Origin of the sequence: Mycolicibacterium nivoides, assembly GCF_003855255.1 — a bacterium.
Lineage (GTDB): Bacteria > Actinomycetota > Actinomycetes > Mycobacteriales > Mycobacteriaceae > Mycobacterium > Mycobacterium nivoides.
In genome coordinates this window covers 2,449,401-2,466,216 of the sequence record NZ_CP034072.1, presented here as the reverse complement: position 1 = coordinate 2,466,216, position 16,816 = coordinate 2,449,401, and the positions used below count along the sequence as shown (strand labels likewise).

The window sequence follows — 16,816 nt, the reverse complement described above, 5'->3', positions numbered from 1 at the left end:
CCCTCACGTGCCTCTACTGTGCCGCAACCGCGGACGTGGGAACTGCGTTTTGCAGTCCGTAAAGCTCTGCAGCATTGCGCCACAACAACTTGTCGCGCTGCTCGGTGCTGAACGCGCTCGGAATCGTCGGTTCGTTCAGCTGCCAGTGCGGGTAGCTGGAACCGAACATCACCATGTCTTCCTTGCCGGTGAAGCTGAACCACTCGCCGGTGAAATCGGTGTCGCCGGGACCGTCGAGCGCGCCCTGCACGAAGTACACGTGGCCGGGCAGGTAGTCGCTGGGCATCTTCGGTGCCCACGGGGTCTGTTCCAGGTGCGGGCGGCCGAAGCAATCCATCCGCCAAATGAACGGGGTCAACAGATCCGCGGCGCCGTCGGCCCAGACGAACTTGAGCGTGGGGTTCCGCTCGAACACGCCCTCGGCGATCATGTTCATCAGGTGGTACAGGTAGTTCAGCGCCATGAACCCGAGGTACTGCTCGTAGGTCCGGGCCTTACCGGACGGCGTCGGCGCGAACTGGATGCCGGCCCCGCCCTCGATGTGCACGGCCACCGGCAGGCCCGCCGCGGCGGCCGCCTCCCACAGCGGCCAGAACTGCGGCTTGCCATAGAGTTCGCGTGACTGCATCGGCACGCCGATCTGCACCACGCGCGGGTGGTCCTTGTACTTGTCGATCTCGCGCAGTGCGCCGGCGATGTCGTCCGGGTTGACCCGAATGGTGCCGCGGAACCGTTCACCGTGTTCGTCGTGTTCGAGCCAGCGGGTCACCATCATCGCGTTGTGCGCGGCGGCCAGCGCGGTACCGAGGTGACGGTCGGGCATGATGCCGCGGGTCATCGGGTGCAGGATTGCGATGTCCACGCCGCGGTCGGTGAACAGATGCTGCGCGGCGATGTCGGGATCGGAGCCGGGGTACTGCCGGTTGGGTCCCTTGGTGTCCTTGGCGTATTCGCCACCCGGTGCGCCGTACCAGTTCATCTCGTAGTCAGGGAAGCCGCGGCTGGCGAAGGGTTCCTTGAGGAAGTTCTGCCGCAGGTCCTTGTTCGAACCGAAGAAGACGTGCACGCTCGCGTCGATCAGGGGCGTTCCCGCACTGCCGGGCTGCGCCGGGTCTTTGATTACCAAGACTGTCCTCCGATGTCCGTCTGGAAACGAGCTGCGCACGCGCTCATGACAACGTGCCTCTCGCGCCGGATCTTACAGCCAGTCTAGATCCATATTCTTCCATGGCAAGAACATAGTTCTCGGAACGCCTCGGGGCTTTGTCGCAGGTAATCGCCAGTGTTGGTCACCTGCACAGCGGACTGCTACGGAGAATAGGTACTTGCCGGAGGAGAAGGTCGCACCATAGAAAGAGAATGCTATTCTCCTTCCGGACGTGACAGTGCGGCAGGAGGCGGCGGTTGCTACTCGAATTCGATGCCGATCAGCGGCTATGGCAGGAAACCGTGCGTGACGCGGTGACCAAACAGTGCCCGGCCACGCTGGTCCGTGAGGTGGCTGAGCAGGGTGTCGATCCGACACCGCTGTGGCAGAGCTATATCGACCAGGGCTGGACTGAGCTCACCGACTCGGAGAACGCGGTGGAACTGGCCATCGTGCTGGAGGAGCTCGGCCGGGCCACCGACCTGACCCCATACCTGGCGACCATGACGCAATATGCGCCACTGGCGGGGGACCGCTTCGACGCGGCCAAAGCCGGCACCGCGGTGTACAGCGGTGTGACGGCCAACCGGGATGCCACCGGCTGGGTGCTGACCGGAACCGCCCATCACGTCCTCGACGGGGACCGTGCGCTGAACCTGGCCGTGGTGACCGACGGTGGAGTGTTCCTGGTCGACGCGGCCAAGGTTTCGGCCAAGCGCAGCCCGGTCTTCGATCCGGTGCTGCACGTGGCGGAGGTGTCGTTCGACGACGTCCATGTCGATGACTCGGATCGCGTTCACGTGGATACCGAGAAGGCGCGTCACCTGGCCATGGCCGGCATGGCCGTCACGATGGTCGGAGCCTGCCAGCGGGTCCTCGATCTGGCCCTCGAACACGTCAAGCAGCGGCAGCAGTTCGGTGTGGCGATCGGGTCGTTCCAGGCCGTGCAGCACAAGGCCGTCGACATGCACGTGGCCATCGAAAGAGCACGGGCACTCTCGTACTTCGCCGCGCTGACCATCGCCGCCGACGACCCGCGCCGGCGGCTGGCATCGGCGATGGCCAAGGCCGCCGCAGGGGAGTGCCAGGCAGTGGTGTTCCGACATGGCCTGCAGCTGTTCGGGGCCATGGGCTTCACCTGGGAGAACGACGTGCAGTTCGCGCTCAAGCGGGCCAAGGCGGGCGAGCTCCTGCTGGGCGGCGCCGCCGAGCACCGCGCGTTGATCGCCGCCGAGTACCGCACGACCTACAGGGGCCTGTAAATGCAGCTGACATTCGATTCCGATGTCGAGGAGTTCCGCGCCGAGTTCTCCGCATTCCTCGATGCCAACCTGCCCTCGGAGGCGCAGACGCTCGAGCGGCCCCGGTCGGTATCGCACATGCCGCAGTGGGCCCGCGACTGGCAGCGGCTGCTGTTCGACAACGGTTGGCTGCTCCCGGCTCAGCCGCCCGAGTTCGGCGGACGAAACGCGTCGGTGGTGCAGACCTTCGTCCACCTCGACGAGTTGTGCCGCCGCCGGATCTACCACAGCTTCAACCCGCAGGGCGTCAATATCATTGCGGCATCGCTGCTCACGTTCGGTTCCGAGCAGCAGAAGCATCGCTGGGCGGTGCCGGTGCTGCGCGGTGAAAAGACCGCCTCGCTGGGCATGAGCGAGCCGAGCGCGGGTTCGGACCTCGCGTCCCTGCGTACCCGCGCCGTCCTGGACGGGGACCACTTCGTCGTCAACGGCCAGAAGGTGTGGACCTCTGGCGCCCATGACGCCGACTTCCTGCTGACCTTCGTGCGCACCGACCCGGATGCGCCGAAGCACAAGGGAATCAGCGTGCTGATCATCCCGACCGAGACGCCGGGGGTGGTGTGCCGGCCGTTCGCCGACATGACCGGTGAGGAGAATCTCGACTTCAACGAGGTGTTCTTCACCGACGCCCGGGTACCGGCCGAGAACCTCGTCGGTCCGCTCAACGGCGGGTGGGGTGTGGCCAACGGTTCGCTCGGGCACGAGCGCACGATGATGTGGCTCGGTTTCGCCGACCGGATCGACAACATGCTGGCTGACTTCCAGCCCAAGACCGAGCTGGAGCGTGACCAGTACGCCACCACGATCATGGACTACCAGGCCTTGCGGGCCATGGGATCCGCGGCGCTGGCGAAGGCCTCACGCGGCGAGGCGGACACCGCGTCGGTGTCGGTGCTCAAGCTGTTCGGATCCGAAGCCGAGCGCAACGCGTTCGAGAATGCGCTGACCGCAGCCGGTCCCGACGGGTTGATCCACCCGACCACCTCGGGTCCGTACGAGCACATGAACCTCGACCACTACTTCGCGAGTTGGTTCGAGCGTTACGCCAGAAGCTTCGGCGGCACCATCGCCGGCGGGACTTCCGAGATTCAGCGCAACATCATCGCCACCCAGGTGCTTGGGCTGCCGCGCCGCTGAGTTTGTCGCGCCGACCAGACGCGAATGTCCCCGAGATCCGATGATCTCGAGGACATTCGCGTCTGCTCGCGGCTATCGGTGACGCGGAACAAAACTTAGGTTACAGTCGGCGTGATGTTCACGCTGCGATTCGACATGCGTGCGCCGCATACCTCAACGACTGACCTCTACGGCGCCGCCATCGACATGTGCGCATGGGCCGAGACGCGCGGCGCGGTGATGGCAGTGCTGTCGGAGCACCACGGCACCGCCGACGGGCACCTCGCCGCGCCGACAGTCCTCGCCTCGGCGATTGCCGCCCGCACTGATCGACTGCCGATTCTGCTTGCCGCGGTGCCGATTCCGTTCTGGGATCCGGTCCGCCTGGCCGAGGAGATCTGCGCGCTGGACATCATCAGCGGTGGCCGGGTCTCGTACGCCTTCGGCATCGGGCATCGCGCCGAGGAATACGAACACTTCGGTGTGGAGATGAGCGCGCGCGGCAAGCTGGCCGACGAGAAGGTGGCACTGTTGCTTCGTCTGTTGGCGGGGGAGACCGTCGACCATGACGGCCGGCTGATCACGGTCACACCCGGATGTGCGAATCCGTCGGGACCGTACCTGCTCATCGCGGGCGGCACCCGGGCCGCCGCGCGACGTGCCGCCCGCCACGGCCTCGGGTTCATATCGCAGTCCGCGACCCCGGGACTCAAGGAGTTCTACGAGTCCGAATGCCGGGCCAACGGCCACGAACCCGGTGTGGTCCAGTTGCCCGCGCCGAACACGCCCACTGCGGTGTTCGTGGCCGGCGACGCGGACCGGGCATGGGATGAGCTGGGTCCCTTCCTTCTTCACGATGCGGTGACCGCTGCCGCCTACCGGCACGGCGACAATACGGTCGCGAGCATCTCGCGCGCCCACACCGTGCCGGAGCTACGGGAGGCAGGCGGCCCCTATCAGATCCTGACCGTCGACGAGGCCGCCGGTTACATCCGTGCGGGCAGACCGTTGCCCCTGCTACCGCTGTGCGGAGGGTTGCCGCCCGACGTCGCCTGGTTCTACCTCGAACGGGCCGTCATGGCGTCCGAACGGGCATGACCGAATGTCGGATGAGGAGTCAAGCATGACAAGACCTGTGCGACCCCTGCGGATCGTCGTCTGGTCGACGGGCGGCGTCGGATCGATCGCGATCGACGCGATCGCCCGGCGCCCGGACCTCGAACTGGCCGGCGTATGGGTGCATTCGCCGTCGAAGGTCGGACACGACGCGGGTGTGCTGGCCGGGCGTGCGCCCCTCGGCCTGCCGGCCACCGACGACGCCGACGCGCTGATCGCGTTGGCCCCCGACTGCGTGGTGTACGCGGCGAGCGGGCCAGACCGCGATGCCGGCGCGGTGCCGGACTACGTGCGACTGTTGAACGCCGGAATCAACGTGGTGGCAACGACATCGACCGACCTGGTGTACCCGCCGGCCTACTACTCGGCGGAATGGCGCGACCAGTTGGAGGCCGCGGCCAAGGTCGGGAACTGTTCGTTCTACGCATCGGGAGTCTTCCCCGGATTCGGCTCGGATCAACTGGCGCTGATGCTGGCTACACAATCCAAGAAGATCGACCGCCTCACGGTCACCGAGATGTCCCTCAACGATCACTATCCAGTGGCCGACGTGATGATGGACGGGATGGGTTTCGGGCGCCCGCTGGAATTCGAGCCGATGCTGAAGACCCCGGGATTCATCGAGATGGCTTGGAAAGCACCGATTCACATGACGGCCGATGCGCTCGGGGCCGAGGTGTCCGAGATCCGGGGATCCCTCGATCGCAGGATCACCGACCGCGACATCACCGTGGCATTCGGGACCATCGCCGCCGGAACCTGCGGCGCGGTGTGCACGCGCGCGGCCGGTGTGGTGAACGGACGTGAGGCCATCGTCGTCGAGCACATCATCCGGATGTCACGCGACGTCGCACCCGATTGGCCGGCCTCGGAATTCGATGCCACCTACCGGGTTGACATCGAGGGCGATCCCGACATCCACTGTGCGATGAACCTAGGGGCGGCCGAGGGCTACGGCGCCGGGCAGGCGGCGATGGCTGCCACCGCGATGCGCGTGGTCAACGCGATCCCCTACGTTGTCGACGCGCCTGCGGGCTTGCTGAGCTCGCTCGATATACCGAATACGTTGCCGCGGCACGTTTTCGACTGATCAATGCAGTGCGGTCCCAGCTCACGACACCGGTCCGGGCAGCAATTGGCCGGGGCGGAGGCAAACCCTTGACTCGCACTGAACGAGTGTTTAATGTACTGAACATGCGTTCAGTCGGTGCGGCGTCGGCCGCTCAGCCCGCGACGCGGTGATCGGCGAACTCTTGCACAGCCGATGAGTCCCCGGGCTCACTGCGAAGAGGATGAAACCAGATGGCTATGACTGTTCCGACCTTCAACGCGGTGCAGGCGAGCCTGTGGCTGACGCTCTGCGGCAGAGCGCTCGACAACAGGTTGTCGCGGCCGATTCTGGGCGACAACATGGCCGACGAGGTCGTGCGGAAGGTCGATTTCGATTACAAAAAGCTCCACATCCCCACGAGCAGTGCGATTTACATCGCGCATCGGGCCAAGAAGCTTGACGAGATCGCCCAACGGTTCATCGCGCGTCACCCCGACGCGGTTGGCCTGGACCTCGGCGCCGGGCTGGACAGCCGGGCGCTGCGGATCACGCCGCCGCCCACCGTCGACTGGTACGACGTCGACTTCCCAGAGGTCGTTGGGACACGGCCGCAATTGTTGCCCCACGACGCCAACCCGCACCCCATCGGCGCTGACCTGATCGAGCCGACTTGGCTGGACACCGTGCCCACCGACCGGCCTGCCGTGATTGTCGCCGACGGGCTGATCGCGTTTCTCTCCGAAGACGAAATGAGGACCATGGTATGCCGCATCATCGAACACTTCCCCAGCGGGGAAATCGCGTTCAACGGCTACAGCAAGTTCGCCGTCTGGGCCCAGAAGCGTTTTGCCGGTGCCGAATCCATCAAGGCTGTCACCAGATTCCCCGGCTTCGACGATCCCCGGTATCCCGAACGCTGGCACCCCAAACTGAAGTTGGTCAAAGAGATCCTCTGCACCCGAGAGCCCGAGGTCGCCAGGTTCCCGGTGGGCCTTCGCCTGATGAACCGGCTGACCGCGCCGAGCACTGCGGTATCCAGGAGAGGCAATGTAGTGCTCCACTATGCCTTCTAGCGCCAGAGATTGAACGTTTTCGGCCAGTCCGCGATCAGCGGACGATCACACCGCGCAGGCTGGTGTCCCGGACGTGGATCTGCGATGCGCGGGTGCCCAACTGCCGAAGAATGTTCTCGGGTATCCATCCCACGCCGATGACCGACCGGGCCAGGATCTCGTTCGAGGGGCTGTCGATACTGATGTCACCGGCCTTGATCCCCGCGGCGAGAAGCGCTTTGACCTGCTTGACGCGCTGCATGAACAACCAGCCGGGGTTGGGGGTGTCCGGCGGCGACTGGCGCATCCACGCCAGCTGGATCCGGAACTCGTCTCCGAACTGGTCCAGCGCGTTGGTGTGGATCCAGCTCAGCGCGTCGAGCTTTTCGATGGTGGTGCCCTCGGACCCGAGGACCTCCGTCCAGCCCACCGCGATCTTCTCGCCGAAGGACTGCATGATCGCCGCCAGCAGTTCGTCCTTCGACCCGATGAGCCGGTACACCGTGCCGGTACCCATGCCTGCCGCCGAGGCTATATCCCGCACGGTCGTGCCCTCGTAGCCGCGCCGGCCGAACTCGGCCCGTGCCACCGCCCGGATATGGGCGGTCTTGTCATCGGCCTCGGACTCGGCCTCCTCGATCCAGCTCCGCACCACGTCGTCGGCTGCCATGAACGGGACGGACTTGTCGAGCTCGGCGTCGGTGGGCTGACCGGTGGACAAGCCTTCCAGAAGGATCCGGCACAGCAGGGTGGCGACCTTCTCCGGCGCGGCATTGTGGCGCATCACGTCGAGTCCGACCTGCAGCATGGACTGGCAGATCCGGTCGGCCAGTACGGCCAGGTCGACGTCCGACCGCAGGTAACCGGCCCATCGCGCGGCCCGCAGGGTCTGCTGCATGGCGTCCAGCGTGGCAGTCGGGCGGCGCTGGGCCAGTGCGACGAGGTCGGGGTTGGAGCTCGGGCTCTCGTAGAACGACATCTGGAGCGCGGCCCGGTGTGCGACGGCGCACCGAGCGATATCCGAGCCGAGTTCGGCGATACGGTCGAACGGCGACGCGGGATCGGGACCGTCCAACCGGGTCTGGGCCTGCCCGGCGATGCGGTCGAGGTCCTCGTGATACCGCTCGAGCAGTTCCACCAGGATCGCTTCCTTGGATTCGAAATGGTGGTACAGGCTGCCCGGCAGAATGCCGGCCGCATCCGCGATCTCCTGCAGCGACGTACGGAGGCCCGACGTGGCGATCAACGTGGCAGCGGTCTCGAGGATCTCGGTCCGGCGCGTGCGATCCTCAGCAGCGGAGCCGGCGTCGATGGCGCGACCTGGGGTGCGCTTGAGCGTCCTGCGCTCCCCAGGCGTTACCTGGGGACGGCCCACAGCGCCTCCACGATGATTGCTGGCTCCCGTCATACGATTTGGGCGTCTGACCCAATATTTGGTTAGAGGCTACCAGAACAGTGTGGTGCGCTGGGGATCCCGTGCAGCCGTATGTGCCGGTGGAGCACTCACGCCCGGGGTCCGCGAAGTTGCGCCGACTGTCTCGACCGCAACGCCGCAGCCCGGGTCACGAAGTGACGCTGAGCCGTTCGGTCACCCCGAACACTTCGTCGTAGATCGATCCCGGAATCGTGAACGGCTCGGTCGCAGCGACCTCCGAAAGGTGCGCGGCGATGTCGTCGGCGCTCGGGTTGGAGTCCGGTGGCGCCATCCAGCCCTCGCCCAAACCGACGAACACGCGGGCGAAACGGCCCGCGCAGGCCGAGAAGTTCTGGTGGCTGAGCCCGCAGTCGCGGCTGGCCAGGTACACCACCAGCGGGGCGACCAGCTCCGGCCGAATCGCCTTGAAGAAGCCATTGTCCTCAAGGACTTTCGGATCGCCAAGGGTCTCGGTGACCATTCGCGAGATACCGAACGGCAGTACGGTGTTGGCCAGAATCCCGTGCGGTGCACCCTCGAGTGCGATCACGTTGGTCAACCCGACCAGTCCGGACTTGGCCGCGGCGTAGTGCGCCTCGAGGTGCTGGCCGAACATCCCCGCCGATGAGGCGACGAACACGAACCGGCCGTAGCCCTGGCTCTTCATCACGCGGTAGGCGGGCTGGGCGAGATAGAACCCGCCGTCGAGGTGAACGCTCAACATGCGTCGCCACTCTTCGGCGGACAGCTCGTCGAACGGGATGCTGTTGAAGATGCCGGCATTGCTGACCACGGCGTCGAGCCGGCCGAAGCGTTCGACCGCCGTGCGCACGATCGCCTCACCGCCCTCCTGGCTGTCGACCGAATCGTAGGACGCCACGGCGGTGCCGCCGGAGGCCGTGATCTCCTCGACGACCTCATCGGCGACTGCGGTGTCGGAGCCTTGGCCCGCCATCGTGCCGCCGAGGTCGTTGACCACGACAGCGGCCCCGCGCCGTGCCAGTTCGAGCGCGTACTCCCGGCCGAGGCCGCGGCCGGCGCCGGTCACCACGGCGACCTGGTCTTTGAAGTCGATCACTTTGTAGCCCTTGCTAGTTGATGTTCCTGCTCCGGTCGATTGACTCCCGTGGTGCCGAACTCTACGGTGGAACAGATATTTGGTCAACGCGATGCGTGCGGCGGAGGTATCGGGTGTCTGACGGTGGCGGTGACGGCGGCCGATTCTCGGGTCTGGGCATGCTGGCGTCCGCGCTGGCAGCGCGTCCGGTCGCGGTGGCCCCGGCCGACGCGGGGAGCGCACCGTGGACCGATGGCAAGACCGTGTTCGTCGACCCGTCGGCGCCCGCCCGCGCACGGCTCGAATCGGTAGCCGTGCAGGCGTCGCTGATCGCGGCAGGCAGCCTGGACCCCGATGTGGTCGGAGCCCTGGTCCGGCATCGGCGATTGGCCGAACGTTACCTGGCCGTGGAGGGGCACCGTGCGCTGCTGGCCAATCACGCACTGCTGCCGAATTCTCTTGGCGCTCTGACAGACCGAAGTATCGCCGAACGCAGTGATTCGGCCGCATCGTCCCTGGCGATCGCCCGCGGGCGGGATGCGCTCAGCGCCCCGCCTGTGGGCTTCGGGGTGATTCAGGCCAAGAAGGTTCTGGCGGTGTGCGCGGCGGTCAAGCCGGCCGATCAGCAGTCGGTGGGACATGTGCCGCGGCGGCAGGGCAAGCAGGAACTCGAGGAATTGGAGGAAGGCGACCCCGATAGTTGGGACGATTCCGATGACCCCGATCTGTTCTCCAGCCCGGTCGGCGGGGGCGGGGCCATCGGAAAATGGCTCAAGAAACTGCTGTCCTCGTCACGCAAGACGGGTGGCAGCGGTGGGGGACCGCCGGGCGCCGACTCGCCGACCCACCGCACCAACTCGACCAGACGCGGGGTGCATGCAGTCTCGTCGCTGGCGACGGTGTCGTCGGAGACAGCCGTCGACATCAAGACGGAGGGCGTGAAGTACCCGGAATGGAACGCCGACCGCGGGATCTATCGGCTTGACTGGTGCACCGTCCGCGAGGCTGACCCGCAGATCAAGGCGCATGCCACCCAGCAGATCGAGGATGCGATCAGCGTGCGGCGCCCGCTGGCTCGTCTCGGCATGGGTCTGCACCGGCGTCATCGCCAGCCCCAGGGCGACGACATCGACATCGATGCCGCGCTGGAGGCGCGCGTGGAGGTCCGGGCCGGATCGGTACCGGATGAGGCGGTCTATCTCGACAGTCTGCGAAGGCGCCGGGACTTGTCGGTGCTGTTGCTGTTGGATGTGTCCGGCTCGACGGCGGAGCCGGGTACCGTCGGCCGCACCGTGCACCAGCAGCAGCGCACGGCGGTGGCGCACCTCATGGTCGCGCTGCATGACCTGGGCGACCGGGTGTCGCTGTACGCCTACTACTCCCAGGGGCGGTCCGCGGTGACCATGGTCCCGGTGAAACGGTTCGACGACCACCTGGATGCGCAGGTGATCCGAAGGCTGAACAGTCTTGAACCCGGCGCCTATTCGCGACTCGGAGCGGCGATCCGGCACGGCTCGTCGGTCCTGGAGAAGCGCGGTGGCACATCGCGGCGACTGCTGGTCGTCCTGTCCGACGGACTGGCCTACGACCACGGCTACGAGCGGGCCTACGGCGCCGCGGACGCCAGACGCGCCTTGGCCGAGGCGCGGCGCCGGGGGACCGGTTGTGTCTGTCTGACCATCGGCGCCAGCACCGACGTGGAGTCCTTGCGCCGGGTGTTCGGTAGCACCGCGCACGCGACCATCTCCAGTCCCGATCAGCTCGCCGGCGTCATCGGGCCGCTGTTCCGCTCGGCGATTCGCTCTGGCGAGGTTCGTCGCCGGGTGTCCTGAAGGTCGCCCCTTGCGGTGATGTCAAGTCCCAGAATGTCATTGGCAATGTCGATGCTCGCGCAACGGCTGCGCAACAAGTGCTTGAAACAAACATCTGTTCCGCGTTAGGCTCGCTTCAGTACCGCAGTGTCGCGGATACGACGAAAGGTGTGTTGATGGCCGACGAGTCCGGACTCGCTCACCAGAACGGAGCCAACTCACAGACCCTGAGCACGCGTCCCTATTACAAGCCGGTCGGCAACGAGGAGACGGTGTTCAAGGCGGCGTACCGCCAGGGTCTTTCGCTGGTTCTGAAGGGTCCGACCGGGTGTGGCAAGACGCGCTTCGTCGAGGCGATGGCCCATGACCTCGACCGGCCGCTGATCACCGTCGCCTGCCACGACGACCTCACCACCGCGGATCTCGTCGGCCGGTATCTGCTGCGGGGCGATGAGACGGTTTGGATGGACGGCCCGCTGACCCGCGCGGTGCGCGAGGGCGCGATCTGTTACCTGGACGAGGTGGTCGAAGCCCGCCAGGACACCACCGTGGTGTTGCATCCGCTCGCCGACTATCGCCGCCAGCTGCCGATCGAGCGCCTCGGCATCACGCTGGACGCGGCGCCGGGGTTCGGTCTGGTCATGTCCTACAACCCCGGCTATCAAAGCGTTCTCAAAGACCTCAAGGACTCGACCCGCCAGCGGATGGTGGCCATCGAGTTCGGCTTTCCAGAACCCGAAGTCGAAGAGGGCATCATCGCCCACGAGGCGGGAGTCGATCGTTCCACCGCGGCCGAGCTGGTGCGGTTCGGGCAGGCCATCCGGCGCCTGGAGACCGGTGGCCTGCGCGAAGTCGCGTCGACCCGCGTGCTGATCGCCGCCGGGCGCTTGGTCGCCGAGGGGCTGCCCATGACCGTGGCGGCCAGGGTGGCGGTCGCGGGACCGCTGACCGACGACGTGGCGGTGGGCCGCGGTTTGCACGAGCTCATCGATGTCTACCTGGGCGGATCGGCAGCTGGTGATTGACGCCGTGCGGCACCGCCGTTAGGTTCAGAACAAATATTAGGTCGCCCCGTGTTCCTGCGACGAACGCCCGCGCCATGGAGGTCAGATGTCATACGAGAGCACCGCGGAGCCCATCAAGGTCGGCTACCTGATGGACTTCACCTTGCCGCCGGGCTTCCCGGACGAACTGCTGGCTTCATTCACCCAGACGTTTGACCTGGTGTTCGAAGAAGCCGTCGAGCAAGGGCTGATGGATCGGCCGGTGCAGATGATCTACCGCGAGGTGGAAGGGCTGCCCAAGGGTTCGGTGAAAGCGGTCATCGATGCCTACGGCGAACTGGTCGACGAGGGCTGCCTGGTGGTGTTCGGACCGAACATCACCGACAACTGCGTGCCGCTGCGGGAGGCGATCGAAGAGCGCTTCAAGGTGCCGGCCATCAGTGTCACGGGAACCGACGACTGGCTCGGCGAGTGGACGTTCGCTTTTCCCCAGGGGTCGATGACCGACGAACCCATCTTCCTGGCGGACCTGGTCGCGAAGCGGGGCCTGACCGAGATCGGCGTACTCGTCGAGCAGAACCTCATCGGCGACAGCTACCTGAAGAACCTGCGAACAGCCTGTGCCCGCAAGGGCATTCGGATTGTCGCCGAAGCCGCGATCGCGCAGACGGCGCAGGACATCAACGCCGCGGTGAGCACGCTGCACGAAGCGAAGGCCGAGGCGATCGTCCATCTCGGGTTCGGTTTCGGCATCGTGTTCATCAATCCGGCGCTTGAGGCCGTCAACTGGGATCCCCCGCGCTTCACCACCACCGCATTCCAGAACGCCTGGGTCAACCCGATCATGTGGAACGCGTTTCTCGGCTGGGTCGGGGTCGATCAGTACGACGAGGGCAACCTGGTCGGACAGGCCTGGCTTGACCGATACGCCAAGCGGTACAGCGGAAGTCGTCCCGAATACTGCGTGTCGGTGGTCAATCACGACGTGGCCGCCACGCTGGTGCGCGCCTTCACCGATGCCCATCCGCTGAGCCCGCGCGGCGTCAAAGAGGCACTAGAGCGCGTGAAGATGATGCCCGCGGCTTCCGGCGCACCCGGAACCCGGGTGTCCCTGGGGAAGTGGACACGGCGCGCGTGGATGGGATCGGGCTATCTGGTCGCCCGGACCCTCGATGCGGACGGTATCAATTCGCACCTGGTCGACCGGTTCGGGGAGGAATGACGTGACCACCAGGGAATCCCTACCGCGTGATACTCAGGTCAAACCGCCGCCGCGCAAGGGCCCGAACTGGGGTCGCGTGATCGCCCTGCTCGCTTGGCTCGGCTTCTTGGGGTTGTTCGCGGCCGTCGGGCGGACCGACGTCGACCCGCGGGTGGCCAACCCGAACGTCGAGGGCCGGCCGCGTCCCGTCGCGTTCCTGACCGCGTTCGATCACTGGCAGATCATCCCGCAGGTGGGCGCCGTGATCATCGTCGTGGTGTTCACCGTCATGTTCATCGTCGGTTGGCGGAAGAACCCCGGCAGTCCGGTGCTGCTCATGGTCCTGGTGACGACGTTGATCGTCTGGCAGGACCCGATCATGAACTGGTCGCCGTATGCGGTGTACAACCCGATGCTGCTGCACTGGCCGGAGAACTGGTACCTGATCATGATGTCGCCGACGGTGGAACCGTTCATCGTGTTCGGTTACGTCCTGTTCTACTTCGGCCCGTACTTCCCGGGGATCTGGATCCTGCGCAAGCTGCAGGCCAAGCGCGGTCCCGAGGCGTTCGTCACCCGGCACCCACTGATCAGTTTGGGCGCACTGGTTTTGGTCATCGGCTTCATCTTCGATGCCATCCTGGAGGTCAGCCTGGTCCGCACGGGGCTGTACATCTACTCGCAGGCCATTCCGTTCGGCACGTTGTTCCCGGGCAGCACCTTCCAGTTCCCGTTGATCTGGGAATCGCTCTCGGTGACCTTCGTGATGGTCCCGGCGGCGATCCTGGTCTACCGCGACGACACCGGAAAGTCGGTGGCGGAGAAGCTCGCCGCGAAGGCGAAGCTGTTCCCGTCAAGGCCGGTACTCGGCACGTTCCTGGTGATGTTCGCGATCATCAACGTGTCGTACTTCGCCTACGGCAGCTGGTTCTGGGTGATCAAGGCCAGCGGCGCGGCGACCTCCGTCGCCTGCCCGTGGCCCTTCCCCGAAGCCAAGATCTATGACCCACAAGGGTTCTACCGGGCGAACGGAGCCGAGGGGCCTTACTCGGTAGGCAAGTGGTCCACCTGGCAGCAGGGGCCCGCTCGCAACCCCGACGTCGAGTTGGGTTCGACGAGCAACCGGTGCGCGACAGGTGGCCAGGATGGCTGAGCCGCGGACACCCGATGAGCGCTTGCGCGAAGAGAATCGGACTGTCGTCATCACCGGGGCATCCCGGGGACTCGGCTTCGCATCTGCCACGCGCCTTTATCGCGAGGGGTGGCGCGTGGTGGCTGCGATGCGGAGCCCCGAGAAGGCGCTGCCTGTGCTGCGGGAGGCGGTCGGAGTCGGCGAGGACGACGACAGGCTGATCGGTGTCCAGCTCGACCTCACCGACGGAGCGTCGATCGCGGCCGCAGCCAAGAGCATCACGGAGGCCGTCGGCGCGCCGTATGCGTTGGTGCACAACGCCGGTATCTCGGCGGCGGGAATGGTGGAGGAAACATCGCCCGACCTCTGGGAGCGCATGTTCGCCACGAACATCTTCGGCCCGGTGGCGCTCACCAAGGCTCTTCTGCCCACCATGCGAAGGGCCGGACGCGGCCGCATCGTGCTGATCTCGAGTGCCGCGGGCGTGCGTGGAATGCCCGCAACCGCACCCTATTCAGCGGTCAAGGGTGCGCTGGAGCGGTGGGGTGAATCGATGGCCGGGGAGGTCGCGCCATTCGGGATCGGTGTCACGATCCTGGTCACCGGGACCTATGACACAGAGATCATCACCGACGCGGGAACGACAGACGACCGTGATCTGGACGGACCCTATGCTCCCCATCACCGCACGATGGACAAGCGCGGGCGGGCCATGATGAAACGCGCGGCCAGATCACCCGAGAAGTTCGCCGAAGGCCTGGCGAAAGCGCTCGACAACTCGAAGCCGTTCGTCAGGACCGCTGTCGGGCCCGATGCACGAATGTTGTTGATCGCCAACCGTTTGATCCCGGCGGCGGGACTGCACCAGATGACCCGGCTGATGATGGGCATCCCGCGGTTCGGCGCACTCCGAGGGGAAGGCACCCGCCATGGCTGAGCGCTCGAAAGTGACTTTCGAATCGAGAATGCTGATCGACGGCAAGCTCGTCGACGGCGAGGTAGGCACGTTCACCAACGTCAACCCGGCAAATGAAGAGATCCTCGGAGAGGTCTCGGATGCCTCGAAGGCGGACATGAACCGGGCCATCGACGCCGCCCGCCGGTCATTCGACGAGACCGCCTGGTCGAGCGACCACCACTTCCGCAAGCGGTGCCTCGAACAGCTGCATGAAGCGATCGAGGGCGAGTTGGAGGAATTGCGCGAGGAACTCATCTCCGAGGTGGGTGCTCCGCGAGCTGTGACACACGGACCACAACTCGATGCCCCGCTCGCCGACGGCCTCAAGTATCCGGCCCGGCTCATCGAAACCTTCCCGTGGGAAACCGATCTCGGTGACACCGTGGTGTCGGTCACCGGCGTGAACACCACGCGCAAGGTGTGGCATGAACCGGTCGGGGTTGTCGGTGCGATCGTGCCGTGGAACTTTCCGTTCGAGGTCGCCATCAACAAGCTGGGCCAGGCGCTGGCAACCGGCAACACGGTGATCCTCAAGCCGGCGCCGGACACTCCCTTCAACGCCACGCGGCTCGGCCGGCTCATCGCCGAGAACACCGATATCCCCGCAGGTGTGGTGAATGTCGTGACGGCATCCGACCACCTCGTCGGCGAAGAACTGACCCTGTCGCCCAAGGTCGACATGATCTCGTTCACCGGCTCTACGGCCGTGGGCAAGCGGATCATGGAAAAAGGTGCCGCGACGATGAAGCGGCTCTTCCTCGAACTCGGCGGCAAATCGGCGACGATCGTCCTGGAAGACGCGGATTTCAACACCGCCTGCCTGATCGGTATCGGCCCGTTGCTGCACGCCGGGCAGGGCTGCGCGGCTCCTACCAGAATGCTGTTGCCGCGTTCCCGCTACGACGAGGGCGTTGCGATTCTGAAGGCCATCTACGAGAACATCGCGCCCGGCGACCCCCAGGACCCCGGAACCCTCTGCGGCCCGGTCATCTCGGCCAAGCAGCAGTCCCGCATCCTCGGCTACGTCAGAGAAGGCGTCGACGAAGGTGCCACGATGCTCGTCGGCAGCACCGAGCCGCCCAAGCAGTTCGACAGGGGATTCTGGGTCAGTCCAACACTTTTCACCGACGTGGACAACTCGATGACCATCGCCCAGGAGGAGATCTTCGGTCCCGTCCTCGTAGTGATTCCCTACGAGGACGAAGAAGACGCCGTCCGGATCGCCAACGACAGCCCGTACGGACTCGCCGGCAACGTGATGTCGAGCTCGCTGGAGCGGTCGCTGGCCGTCGCGCGCCGGCTGCGCGCCGGGTTCATCGGCCTCAACGGCACGGCGGGCTACGGGGCGGACACACCGTTCGGCGGCTACAAGAACAGCGGTGTCGGTCGCCAGAACGGCATGGCCGGATTCGAGCAGTACACCGAGATCAAGTCCGTCGCCTACCCGGCGATATAG

At 65.8% G+C, this 16,816-nt stretch carries 14 protein-coding genes; 11 read left to right on the top strand and 3 right to left on the bottom strand.

Features of this window, described 5'->3' with window-relative positions; genetic code table 11:
* Window positions 1-13: 13 nt before the first annotated feature.
* Entirely contained in the window at window positions 14-1,126 is a 1,113-nt protein-coding gene (locus tag EH231_RS11615) for an amidohydrolase family protein (protein ID WP_164480855.1), read from the bottom strand.
* A 278-nt stretch (window positions 1,127-1,404) separates the two neighbouring features.
* On the opposite strand from EH231_RS11615, the gene EH231_RS11610 reads away from it, so the two are divergent.
* The 5 genes from EH231_RS11610 (at window position 1,405) to EH231_RS11590 (ending at window position 6,804) form a co-directional block, all read left to right on the top strand.
* Window positions 1,405-2,409 carry an acyl-CoA dehydrogenase family protein gene (locus EH231_RS11610; protein ID WP_124712466.1) on the top strand — a complete coding sequence of 335 codons (1,005 nt, stop codon included), beginning with the start codon at window positions 1,405-1,407 and terminating at the stop codon, window positions 2,407-2,409.
* Window positions 2,410-3,585: an acyl-CoA dehydrogenase family protein gene (locus EH231_RS11605; RefSeq protein WP_090435197.1), complete on the top strand. Its 1,176-nt coding sequence runs from the start codon at window positions 2,410-2,412 to the stop codon at window positions 3,583-3,585.
* Window positions 3,586-3,699: 114 nt separating this feature from the next.
* On the top strand, window positions 3,700-4,662 hold the full coding sequence (locus EH231_RS11600; protein WP_124712465.1) for an LLM class flavin-dependent oxidoreductase: 963 nt from the start codon (window positions 3,700-3,702) through the stop codon (window positions 4,660-4,662).
* A 25-nt stretch (window positions 4,663-4,687) separates the two neighbouring features.
* Window positions 4,688-5,770: an NAD(P)H-dependent amine dehydrogenase family protein gene (locus tag EH231_RS11595; protein WP_124712464.1), complete on the top strand. Its 1,083-nt coding sequence runs from the start codon at window positions 4,688-4,690 to the stop codon at window positions 5,768-5,770.
* 242 nt (window positions 5,771-6,012) lie between these two features.
* Entirely contained in the window at window positions 6,013-6,804 is a 792-nt protein-coding gene (locus tag EH231_RS11590; protein ID WP_241177930.1) for a class I SAM-dependent methyltransferase, read from the top strand.
* A 34-nt stretch (window positions 6,805-6,838) separates the two neighbouring features.
* Here EH231_RS11590 and EH231_RS11585 read toward each other — a convergent pair whose 3' ends face one another.
* Together EH231_RS11585 and EH231_RS11580 are read right to left on the bottom strand one after the other, a co-directional pair.
* Entirely contained in the window at window positions 6,839-8,158 is a 1,320-nt protein-coding gene (locus EH231_RS11585) for a TetR/AcrR family transcriptional regulator (RefSeq protein ID WP_124712462.1), read from the bottom strand.
* A gap of 187 nt (window positions 8,159-8,345) precedes the next feature.
* Complete coding sequence (locus tag EH231_RS11580) at window positions 8,346-9,275, bottom strand: SDR family NAD(P)-dependent oxidoreductase (protein WP_124712461.1); 930 nt, start codon at window positions 9,273-9,275, stop codon at window positions 8,346-8,348.
* 158 nt (window positions 9,276-9,433) lie between these two features.
* Here EH231_RS11580 and EH231_RS11575 point away from each other — a divergent pair, with 158 nt between their 5' ends.
* From EH231_RS11575 to EH231_RS11550, 6 genes are all read left to right on the top strand, one after another.
* A complete protein-coding gene (locus EH231_RS11575; protein WP_124714256.1) occupies window positions 9,434-11,086 on the top strand; it encodes a nitric oxide reductase activation protein NorD in 1,653 nt (550 codons plus the stop codon).
* A gap of 155 nt (window positions 11,087-11,241) precedes the next feature.
* Complete coding sequence (locus EH231_RS11570) at window positions 11,242-12,090, top strand: CbbQ/NirQ/NorQ/GpvN family protein (protein WP_124712460.1); 849 nt, start codon at window positions 11,242-11,244, stop codon at window positions 12,088-12,090.
* Between the two features lie 85 nt (window positions 12,091-12,175).
* Window positions 12,176-13,291, top strand: a complete 1,116-nt coding sequence (locus EH231_RS11565; RefSeq protein ID WP_044522353.1) for an ABC transporter substrate-binding protein — start codon at window positions 12,176-12,178, stop codon at window positions 13,289-13,291.
* A 1-nt stretch (window position 13,292) separates the two neighbouring features.
* Window positions 13,293-14,423: a spirocyclase AveC family protein gene (locus EH231_RS11560; protein WP_090435212.1), complete on the top strand. Its 1,131-nt coding sequence runs from the start codon at window positions 13,293-13,295 to the stop codon at window positions 14,421-14,423.
* The gene (locus EH231_RS11555) at window positions 14,416-15,339 is read left to right on the top strand and encodes an SDR family oxidoreductase (protein WP_124712459.1); all 924 of its coding nucleotides are present in this window, start codon (window positions 14,416-14,418) and stop codon (window positions 15,337-15,339) included. The genes EH231_RS11560 and EH231_RS11555 overlap by 8 nt, the downstream gene beginning before the upstream one ends.
* Entirely contained in the window at window positions 15,332-16,816 is a 1,485-nt protein-coding gene (locus EH231_RS11550; protein WP_124712458.1) for an aldehyde dehydrogenase family protein, read from the top strand. Before EH231_RS11555 ends, EH231_RS11550 begins: the two co-directional genes overlap by 8 nt.

Excerpts from the sequence above, each read along its gene's own strand:
- EH231_RS11555 (WP_124712459.1), top strand. The coding sequence starts at position 14,416 with ATGGCTGAGCCGCGGACACCCGATGAGCGCTTGCGCGAAGAGAATCGG.
- EH231_RS11600 (WP_124712465.1), top strand. The coding sequence starts at position 3,700 with ATGTTCACGCTGCGATTCGACATGCGTGCGCCGCATACCTCAACGACT.
- EH231_RS11575 (WP_124714256.1), top strand. The coding sequence starts at position 9,434 with ATGCTGGCGTCCGCGCTGGCAGCGCGTCCGGTCGCGGTGGCCCCGGCC.
- EH231_RS11565 (WP_044522353.1), top strand. The coding sequence starts at position 12,176 with ATGTCATACGAGAGCACCGCGGAGCCCATCAAGGTCGGCTACCTGATG.
- EH231_RS11605 (WP_090435197.1), top strand. The coding sequence starts at position 2,410 with ATGCAGCTGACATTCGATTCCGATGTCGAGGAGTTCCGCGCCGAGTTC.
- EH231_RS11550 (WP_124712458.1), top strand. The coding sequence starts at position 15,332 with ATGGCTGAGCGCTCGAAAGTGACTTTCGAATCGAGAATGCTGATCGAC.
- EH231_RS11570 (WP_124712460.1), top strand. The coding sequence starts at position 11,242 with ATGGCCGACGAGTCCGGACTCGCTCACCAGAACGGAGCCAACTCACAG.
- EH231_RS11595 (WP_124712464.1), top strand. The coding sequence starts at position 4,688 with ATGACAAGACCTGTGCGACCCCTGCGGATCGTCGTCTGGTCGACGGGC.